The 3,584-nt window shown below is 44.8% G+C and carries 3 protein-coding genes; all 3 read right to left on the reverse strand.

The window, feature by feature from the left end; translation table 11 throughout:
* Window positions 1-103: 103 nt before the first annotated feature.
* Entirely contained in the window at window positions 104-1,105 is a 1,002-nt protein-coding gene (locus B2V92_RS04450) for an MBL fold metallo-hydrolase (RefSeq protein WP_293305088.1), read from the reverse strand.
* Between the two features lie 30 nt (window positions 1,106-1,135).
* A complete protein-coding gene (locus B2V92_RS04455; protein WP_293305089.1) occupies window positions 1,136-2,917 on the reverse strand; it encodes an amidohydrolase in 1,782 nt (593 codons plus the stop codon).
* Between the two features lie 3 nt (window positions 2,918-2,920).
* Window positions 2,921-3,584, reverse strand: a 664-nt coding sequence (locus B2V92_RS04460) for an alpha/beta hydrolase (RefSeq protein WP_293305090.1), incomplete at its 5' end; no start/stop codon positions are given.

Genomic DNA, 3,584 nt, shown 5'->3' on the forward strand with positions numbered 1-3,584 from the left:
GCGGGTTTGCCGGCGCAACTGCTGCCGATACATGTACAAACCACATTGCAAACAACAGTGTTGCTGCCAGGTATTTAATTTTTGTTTTCATAATTTGGGGATTTTAGTTTGTTTTCTTATTGTTACTAATGTCTTTGTAAGCATTGGGCAGGTTAAAACCGTAATGCAGCCAGTTAAAAAGTTCGTAGCCTTTATCAAAGTCCTTCATTTTTACAAGGGCTTTGGTTTCTTCCAGGCTGAGTCCTTTATCTACTGCTGCTTCTACTTCTTTTTTTAATTCCGTAACATAATCAATCGTGTATTTAATGCCGGCTTTATTGGTGATGCGCCCATGGCCCGGGATAATAATGGCATCATCGGGCAGAAAATCATATACTTTTTTCAGATTTGCTGCCGGTTCGAGGAAAAAACCATCAAAAAGCCAGGGTATGGCCGGACTTTCGGCAATAAACGGATTTCCTGCCCAGAATACTTTCTGAGTGGGCATCCACACAAATAAATCTGCCGGCGATTGTGCTGTACCAACATTGAGGAGTTCGACTGTTTTTCCTCCACCCATATCGATTTTTAGGTTACTGTTTTTCGGTATCACAATATCTGCTGCCCGGTACACCGATTTTTCGATCCCCCTGCCCCTGCCGAAAAGATTTACCATAAAAGTTTTGATGCCTTCGTAATTCGCGGCAAGGTTATCCCTTGCAAATTCATTCTGGATAATGGTGGTTGTGGATGGTAAAAGGTAATTGCTAAAGCAATGGTCGCCATGGTCGCTAGTGTTTACGGCATAAATAATCGGTTTATCGGTAACCGAACGCACCAGTTTCAACTGCTGATCATATAACCGTTTATTTAGCATCACCTCAATCAGCAGTACGCCTTTATCACCAACTATAAAACCGCCCGTGGTAGCCTGGGGGATTCCGCGTGCTGTTTCTGTATCAACTGTTGAAGGTACAATGGCATAAATATCGGTGGCTATTTTTTTTAGGCCCAGGGTAACCTTGTTGCCATCCCATATTGGAATATGTGGTGGTTGTTGGGCAAATGCTGTTACTGAACAGCAGATTGCCCATATGGCAATTGCCATTAATTTTAGTGTTTTCATAACGTTGTCTGAAATATTTATCTGGAGGGTTTACTTTTGATAACCGCCAAAATAAGCCACCGGCGACCAGGATGGGATAGGTACCGCAATTGCCGGACAATCCTTGGCATAACTACCTGCTGCATAAACAATTTTGCCGTTAACAATGGTCATTAATGCGGTTATTTCTTTAACTTTTGTTGTACTTGCGGTAAAATAATCGTCGGTGAGTATGGCCATATCTGCGTACATCCCCTTAACCAGTTTACCCTTTACATGTTGTTCGCCCGAAAACCAGGCACTGCCCGAGGTGTAAAGTTTTAATGCTGTAAACCGATCCAATACCTGGTTTTTTGGCCAGAATTGCATTCCGCCAATGGTTTCTCCGGTAAGCAGCCAATGCAGGGCCATCCATGGGTTATAGGTCGAAATCCTTGGGGCATCGGTACCCATACCTACAGGGATACCCATTGATAACATTTTCTTAATAGGGGGTAACTGCGTTTTGGGCAATCCGTACATTTTTTTATAAAGTTCGCCCTGGTAATACATTCTGAACTGTACGGCGATACCGCCGCCAAGTGCTTTAACCCTGGCCAGCTCATCATCTGTTATCGTCTCTGCATGATCGAAAAACCAGCGTAAACCATTAAAGGGGGTATCGCGGTTAACCTTTTCAAATACATTTAACATCCGGTCTATCGATTCGCCATAGGTAGCATGCAGGCGGAAAGGCCAGCGGTTGCGAACCAATAAACGGATAATGGGTTCGAGGTCGCTTTCCATTTCGGGACCAAGCTCAATGCGCGGCTCCAGGAAATTTTCAAAATCGGCACCAGAGGCAATCAGGTTTTCTCCTGCGCCTTCCATGGCGTAACCGTTTGCCATCAGGATATGATCGTTTTTGTTGGGATGTGTTTGGCCGATCCATTTTTCGTAATCCTCAAATTCCTTTCCCTTTTGTTGTGCAAAAAGGTAATAGGCCGTGCGTACGGTCAGTTTCCCCTGTTTGGCCAGTTCGAGCGAAGCCTGGTAATCGGCATCATAGTTCTGCGAACCACCGGCAGCATCTATCACACTGGTAATCCCAAAGCTGTTGATTTCGCGGTAGAAATGTTGCGAACTGTTTACCCTTTCCGCTGGCGTCAGTTTGCCGGTAAGTGCCAGTGTGCGGTAAATGGCCATTGGGGTTTCTTTTGCGTAGAGTAAACCTGTCGGGTTTCCGGCCTTGTCAAGCTCGATTAAACTACCCGGATAGCTGGTGTTTTTATCATAACCCAATGTTTCGATGCCCTTTTTGTTTAAAAAAGCCTTTCCATATAAATAGGTGATAAAAACAGGTTTATCGGGTACGGCGGCATTAATTTCGTCGATGGTAGGCTGTCTTTTTTCCGCAAACTGAAATTCGTTCCAGCCGCCAACCACTTTTACCCATGCGCCGGGCGGAGTGCGCTGTGCTTGTTCTTTTAACATTTCCATCGCACGTTTAAGTGTTTTAACACCATCCCAGCGCAGTTCCATGTTGTAATTAAGTCCTTCGCGGATGGCATGCATGTGGCTGTCGTTCAAGCCTGGTACTACGGTTTTACCTCCGGCATTGATGAGGCGCGTGGTTTTGCCCTTAAATATTTTAAATATGGCCTGCGTGCTACCGGTTTGTTGTATTATACCTTTACGCATGGCTATAGCCTGCACAAATTCGCCGGCTTTGGCCATGGTGGCAATTTTGGCGTTATAAATAATCAGATCTGCTTTTTCCTGGGCCAGCAATGCTTTTGGGCAAAGCAAGGTTAGTAACAGCGAAAAACAGCCTATTTGATATACATTTTTCATGGATTATTTTTTTAAGGATTGAATTTCTGTAAGCCAGTTTAATATGTAAGCGGCAAGTTCCTGCCAGCCGGGTTGCCCCAGTACAAAATGATTGCGGCCTGTAAATTCCTTATATGCTGTAACCGATCCGTTATGACGGTACTTTTTGTAATTCGAATAATTAAGCGAAGCAGGTATAAAACGGTCGGTACTTCCCGCAAGGAAAAGCAATGGCTCATGCGGCTGTTTAAAATCTATTTTTGCTGCACTTGTTGTGGCATCGCGTACAACCAGTTTCGATTCGGGCAACAATAAATTATAATAGGCTTCTTTCTGCTCGTCGTAGGGCATGCCATTGGTAAATGCATACTGCCATTCTTTAAACGACATCAGGTAGGTTTTAGCAGCATTGGTGAAAAAGCCCAATGCAGGCCATCCCGCTTTATAAAACGAAAATTTAAATGTAAACACGCCCTGTGGCTGTAACGAGTGGATGGCTATTCCGGCTGCACCCAAGCCTTTCTGTAAAAGAAGCTGGGTAATCAACCCGCCCATTGAATGGCCTATAAGGACAGGCTTTTCGGGTAATTTCTCTATAATGGCTGCAAAATACGCGGTGAGCGTAGCTAAACGGATACCTGCAATATCAGCGTCAGGATGCCTTTGGCGGAGCGTGCAGGCGGGTGCG

It is taken from the genome of Pedobacter sp. UBA5917 (assembly GCF_002432345.1).
In the GTDB taxonomy this organism is placed as follows: Bacteria; Bacteroidota; Bacteroidia; order Sphingobacteriales; family Sphingobacteriaceae; genus Pedobacter.